The following is a 5524-nucleotide window of genomic DNA, read 5'->3' on the forward strand; positions in this document are numbered from 1 at the left end:
GCGGCCGCGGCCAGGTCATGGCCGACACCCTGGTCGAGCGGGTTACCGGGCGACCCGCCGAGGTCCCGGTCCCGGTCACGGTCGACCTGGTCCTGACCGATGAGAGCCTGCTGGCCGGCAGCACCTCCCCGGCGCGGGTCGCCGGATATGGGCCGGTGCCCGCGGCGATCGGGCGGCGCTTGATCGCGGCCGCGGTCAAGGATCGGCGATCGCGGGCCACGTTGCGCCGGTTGTACAAGCATCCCCGTAGTGGGGCGTTGGTGGCGATGGAGTCCCGGGCGCGGCTGTTTCCGAAGGGCCTGGCCCGGTTCATCGACCTGCGCGACGACACCTGCCGCACCCCCTACTGCGACGCCCCGATCCGCCACCACGACCACGCCACCGCGCACACGCGGGGCGGTCCGACCAACGGGGTCAACGGGCTCGGGGCATGCGAGGCGTGTAACTACGCCAAGGAAGCACCTGGCTGGAAAGTCACCACCACCTACGGCGATCACGGCTGTCACACAGCCGAATTCATCACACCCACCGGAGCCCGCCACCACTCCACCGCACCACCACTACCCGGCCTGATCAGCCGCCGCATCAGCCCGATCGAAGTCGACATCGGCATCGCCATCGCCAAACACGCCGCCTAGCGAGGCTTGCTAGGCTCGTCCGATGTCCGATCCGGTTGCCGGATGACCGGTCCACGCGTCGGCGCGAAGTTCGGCCCCTACGAGTTGTTGTCGCTCATCGGGGCGGGCGGCATGGGTGAGGTCTACCAGGCCTACGACACCGTCAAGGACCGCATGGTCGCGCTCAAGCTGCTGCGGCCTGAGTTGGCCGTCGACCCGAGCTTTCAGGAGCGGTTCCGGCGCGAATCTCGCACGGCGGCACGGCTGCACGAACCGCACATCGTTCCCGTGCACGACTTCGGCGAGATCGACGGTGTGCTCTTCATCGACATGCGACTGGTCGAGGGAGCCAGCCTCAAGGCGGTGCTGGCACGTAGCGGCCCAATGGATCCTGCGCGGGCGGTGGCGATCATCACGCAGGTCGCCGCAGCGCTCGACGCCGCACACGCCAGCGGGTTGACGCACCGCGACGTCAAGCCGGAGAACCTGCTGCTGACCGCCGACGACTTCGTCTACCTAGTGGATTTCGGCATCGCGCATTCGGGCGGGGATTCCGGCCTGACGAGCGCGGGTTCGGCCATCGGGTCGTGTGCGTACATGGCTCCGGAACGGTTCTCCGGCGGCACGGTGGGCCCACCTGCCGACGTCTACTCGCTGGCGTGTGTGCTCTTCGAATGCCTGACCGGGCAACCGCCGTATCCGACGGGGGATCTGCCCAGTCTGATGAGCGCGCACCTGCTGGCGCCGCCTCCCCGGCCGAGCGTCACACACCCGGGCCTGCACCCCTCGTTCGACGCCGTGATCCTGTGGGGCATGACCAAGGACCCGGCCAACCGATGCCCGTCGGCCGGCGAGTTGGCACGCGCCGCGTCCGCCGCAGCGATGAGTGTTGCAGCGCCACCGCCTCGGCCCCAAACCACTTCGCCCCGCCGCCATCTCGGACGCGGAGCAGTGGTCGGCATCGCCGTCGCGGTGGCCGTGTTGGCGGTGGCGGTCGTCGCCGGACTGTGGTTGGCGTTCGGAGGTGACCGGACGACGGACGCTTCGCCAACATCGGCGACCATGACCCGCGTGCCGGTCACCAGCACTCACTCCGAGACCGCTCAACCCACCGTGACCACCGAGAGCACGCCCCCGCCGATCAGCCTGCCCGGCGCCGACGAACTCGGGTTCATCGACTACCCCGCTGCGCGGTGCGCGCCAGGTCAGCGGCCTGCCGCGCTCGCCCTCACCGCGGCGTCGGCACTGGTGGTTTGCCGCTACGGAACGGACAGGTACTACTACCGGGGTGTCCGCCTGAGTGACGGAGCGCAGATTGAACTCGACCACGCCGTCCACTCGGCGGACGGTTTCGACGTGGTAAATCCGGCCGACGGAACCCGGTATCAAATCAGGTCGGCCGCGCTGACCATCGTCACGCCCGACGGAGAGGTGTTCTCCGAGCCGATGATTCAGTACACGTCCAGTTGAGTTCAAGGAGGGTTCGTCCATGACCTCGTCCCGGGGACTCCATCACCAGCGCGAGCGGGCGGACTCGTTCGGTGCCGCGGCACGGGCCTACGACCGACACCGCCCGGAATACCCGAAGCAGTTGATCGACGACCTGGTCGCATCGGGCGTCGAGAACGCGCTTGACGTGGGGGCGGGCACCGGAATCTCCTCGCGTCAACTGGCCGACCGCGGCGTCGACGTGCTGGCGCTGGAGCCCGACCCGCGGATGGCGGAACTGGCCAACGAGAAGGGGATTCGCACCCAGGTCGCGAAGTTCGAGGAATGGGACGCCGCCGAGCAGACGTTCGACCTCGTCCTGTTCGCGCAGTCGTTTCACTGGGTGGACCCCGACGTCGCGCTACCCAAGGTACGACGACTGCTGAGCGGCCGCGGTCACCTGGCGCTGGCGTGGAATCGGTTGTTTCCCCTCACCCCCTCGCGCAGCGACTTCGCGCCGATCTACCGCGACTACATGGAACCCGGCTCACCGCTGGTCACCGCGACGCCCGCCGGGCCCGGGCTCGCCGTCGGCCGCGTCGACGACGTGCTCGAGAAGGCCGGATTCGCCATCCGCCAGCACGCCTACCCACGCGGGGCGCACTACGACCGCGACGAGTGGCTCGACCTCGTCTTCACCTACTCCAACCACCTGGTGCTGCCTGCCGAGAAGGCCGGCGAGTTGCGGGACCGGCTCGCCGCGCACATCGGAACCACCGGCGTCACGGTGGGTGGCGACGCCCTGCTGATCACCGCTCGGCCACGGGCCTAGGGTGAGCGGGTGCCGAAACGCAGCGCCGGTCTCATGCTGTACCGGGTCATCGACGGTGTCACCGAAGTGCTGATCGGCCATCCCGGCGGGCCGTTTTGGGCGCGCAAGGACGATGGCGCGTGGTCGATCCCGAAGGGCGAGTACGCCGATGACGAGGACCCGTGGACTGCCGCCCAACGCGAGTTCCGTGAGGAGATCGGCTTCGACGTCCCGGCCGGGCCCCGCCTCGAGCTCGCCCCGGTCAAGCAACCCGGCGGCAAGATCGTCACCGCCTTCGCCGTTCGCGGCGATCTGGACGTCACCCACAGCAAGAGCAACTCCTTCGAGCTGGAATGGCCAAGGGGATCAGGAAAGGTCAGGGAGTTCCCCGAGATCGACCGGGTCGCATGGCTTTCCGTAGCTGAGGCTCGGTTGAAGCTGCTGAAGGGTCAGTGGCCGCTGCTCGATGGTCTGGTGGAACATCTCGCAGACGCATGACGGGCCGCGTCTCGATCGCGTTGATGGTAAGAGCACGGCCGTGGATCCGCCACCCCGACTTCGTGCGCAGGTACTCGTCGTCGTAGCGGAGATGCCAGACGAGATCGGTCACCTGGTCGTCGCGACGCGTCCAGTGGTGCGCGATGGCCGTGATGCGGCCCAGCGCGTAACCCGGCTCCGGCCCGGAGGCGTACACCTCGCCGACGATCGCGTGCTCGGTGCGCTCCACCGCCAGCGCTTTCATCGCGGCGCGGACGCCGTCGCGGCCCAGCAGCAACCGAACCGGCTCCAGCGAGCGTGGCGGATCGGGTAGGTGCAGTTCGGCTGTTTCGGTGAACAATTCCACCACGTCGTCGAATCGGCGGTCGTCGACGGCGGCCGCGTACAGATGCACCAGATCGGCCAGTGCCAGCCGGTCCGCAACGGACAGAGTCATGAACTCAACGCCAGTCGCTGCGCGCAGTCAGACAACGCGTCGCACGCCTCGTCGATGTCGGAGGTCGGCGGCATCGCCAGCACCACCCGGTCGGCGCCCAACTCCGCGAGCCGACCGGCGCGCTCACCGTCGATCTTGGTGACCATGTGACCGAGGGTCAGCTCCAGTGAATCGGGATCGCGGTCCGCCCGCTCGGCCTCGTCGCGCATCAGCGTGATCAGCCCGGCCAGCTCGGCACCCGCGACGCCCAGCGGTTGGAAGCCGTCGCCGAGTCGTCCCGCCCGCCGTGCGGCCGCCCGGGAGTGCCCGCCGACGTGGATCGGGATGCGTCCCACCGGTGTGGGATGGCAAGCGGCATAGGCGAATTGGAAGAATTCACCGGAGAAGTCGGCGCCGTCGGGCCGATTCTCCCACAACAGTCGCAGCACCTGGATCTGCTCGTCGCCGCGGCGCCCACGGCTCTCGAACGGTGCGCCGCACGCCTCGATCTCCTCGCGCAACCACCCCATGCCGACCGCCAACCGCACTCGGCCGGCCGACAACGCATCGAGGGTGGCGACGCGCTTGGCCAGCACGACGGGATGGTGATTGGGCAGCACCAGCACACCGGTGGCCAGCCCCAGCTTCGTCGTCGTGGCGGCCAGGAACGCCAGCAAGTCAAGGGGGTCCGGCACCGGGCAGTCGGCAGGGATCTCGACCCGGCCCGACTGGTCGTAGGGATAGACACTGGTGTACTGCGTCATCAGCACCGTGTGCTCGACGGCCACGATCGACTCGAACCCGCACGCCTCGACGTGGCGCGCGAAGATCGTCATCCACCCGGGATCGGCGGTCACGCCCGCCGCGACGGGAGCGATCACGGCGAATGCGGGCAGGGTCGTCACGGAAGCCCGTTGCTGCGCCGGATGTCCTCGCGGCACTGCCGACGGGTCTGACCGGTCTGCTGCGTGCACACCCGGACCGGCGACTCCTCCGCGATGGGCAACCGCACGAAGGTGTAGCCCGCGAAGATCGTTCCGGCATCGAACGGTCCGGGGGCCAACGGCATGCCGGAATAGTAGACCGCGGGTCAGCGGTCGAAGAGCGAGCGCGCCCCGAAGGACTAGGCCCGGGTAGTCGGAGTGTCAGCCGACGGCGACGGGCACGCCGACGGGGTGACCATACGTACCCTGACCAGCACCCGGTGCTGGGGCGCCGGGCGCAGTCCCTGCGGCGGGTTGGCTGGCCGTAGCGTCGTCTGCGGCCTTCTGGGTGCAGTTGAGCATCAGGATCATCCGGCCCTGAGAAGTCACCTTCTGCGAGTCGACGATGCATGCCGCCTGGGGCAGGTCGCTGCCAACCGAGCCGCCGAACGACGGCTTGACACCCTGGCTCTTCAAGATCCCGACGGCTCTGCCGTAGGGCTCGCCGACGACGTTGAGCGCTGATGGACCGCCGGGGTCGGAAACAGCCACCGCAGGGGTGAGCAAGGCAGCTCCGACCACTGCGAACGCGCCGGCTCCCAGCACAACAAGCTTCTTCACGTGACCTCCGAGTGTCGCGGTGCGTTGCGAACATATCGCAAATGAGCCTCTTGAGTGAACTTCGGTCACTCCGCGCTCAGTGTTACCTGGGCGCGAATCGCCTCGGCGAGCGCGGCCGCGCGAGGGTCGGTGAAGACCTCCTCGAGCAGCAGCGACCTGCCATCGGGGCCGGCCAGCGGCACCCTCCAATTGGGATATTCGTCGACGGTGC

At 68.6% G+C, this 5524-nt stretch carries 6 protein-coding genes and 3 pseudogenes; 4 read left to right on the forward strand and 5 right to left on the reverse strand.

Annotated elements, in window-relative coordinates; translation table 11 throughout:
• The 4 genes and pseudogenes from QOC69_RS10325 to QOC69_RS10340 form a co-directional block, all read left to right on the forward strand.
• Nucleotides 1-638, forward strand: a pseudogene (locus QOC69_RS10325) (HNH endonuclease); the annotation flags it as partial.
• Between the two features lie 42 nt (nucleotides 639-680).
• Nucleotides 681-2087: a serine/threonine-protein kinase gene (locus tag QOC69_RS10330; RefSeq protein ID WP_526439029.1), complete on the forward strand. Its 1407-nt coding sequence runs from the start codon at nucleotides 681-683 to the stop codon at nucleotides 2085-2087.
• Between the two features lie 19 nt (nucleotides 2088-2106).
• Nucleotides 2107-2877 carry a class I SAM-dependent methyltransferase gene (locus tag QOC69_RS10335; RefSeq protein ID WP_526439031.1) on the forward strand — a complete coding sequence of 257 codons (771 nt, stop codon included), beginning with the start codon at nucleotides 2107-2109 and terminating at the stop codon, nucleotides 2875-2877.
• A gap of 9 nt (nucleotides 2878-2886) precedes the next feature.
• Nucleotides 2887-3354: an NUDIX hydrolase gene (locus QOC69_RS10340; protein ID WP_526439033.1), complete on the forward strand. Its 468-nt coding sequence runs from the start codon at nucleotides 2887-2889 to the stop codon at nucleotides 3352-3354.
• A 46-nt stretch (nucleotides 3355-3400) separates the two neighbouring features.
• Here QOC69_RS10340 and QOC69_RS10345 read toward each other — a convergent pair.
• From QOC69_RS10345 to QOC69_RS10365, 5 genes and pseudogenes are all read right to left on the reverse strand, one after another.
• A pseudogene (locus QOC69_RS10345) lies at nucleotides 3401-3790 on the reverse strand (nuclear transport factor 2 family protein); the annotation flags it as partial.
• Complete coding sequence (locus QOC69_RS10350; RefSeq protein WP_526439037.1) at nucleotides 3787-4605, reverse strand: LLM class F420-dependent oxidoreductase; 819 nt, start codon at nucleotides 4603-4605, stop codon at nucleotides 3787-3789. The pseudogene QOC69_RS10345 and the gene QOC69_RS10350, both read right to left, overlap by 4 nt.
• Nucleotides 4606-4670: 65 nt before the next feature.
• Nucleotides 4671-4781, reverse strand: a pseudogene (locus tag QOC69_RS10355) (hypothetical protein); the annotation flags it as partial.
• Nucleotides 4782-4914: 133 nt separating this feature from the next.
• Nucleotides 4915-5313: a hypothetical protein gene (locus tag QOC69_RS10360; RefSeq protein ID WP_526439035.1), complete on the reverse strand. Its 399-nt coding sequence runs from the start codon at nucleotides 5311-5313 to the stop codon at nucleotides 4915-4917.
• A 65-nt stretch (nucleotides 5314-5378) separates the two neighbouring features.
• Nucleotides 5379-5524: hypothetical protein (locus tag QOC69_RS10365; protein WP_526439039.1), on the reverse strand; the 146-nt coding region annotated here is incomplete at its 5' end.

It is taken from the genome of Mycobacterium sp. (assembly GCF_032162105.1).
Lineage (GTDB): Bacteria > Actinomycetota > Actinomycetes > Mycobacteriales > Mycobacteriaceae > Mycobacterium.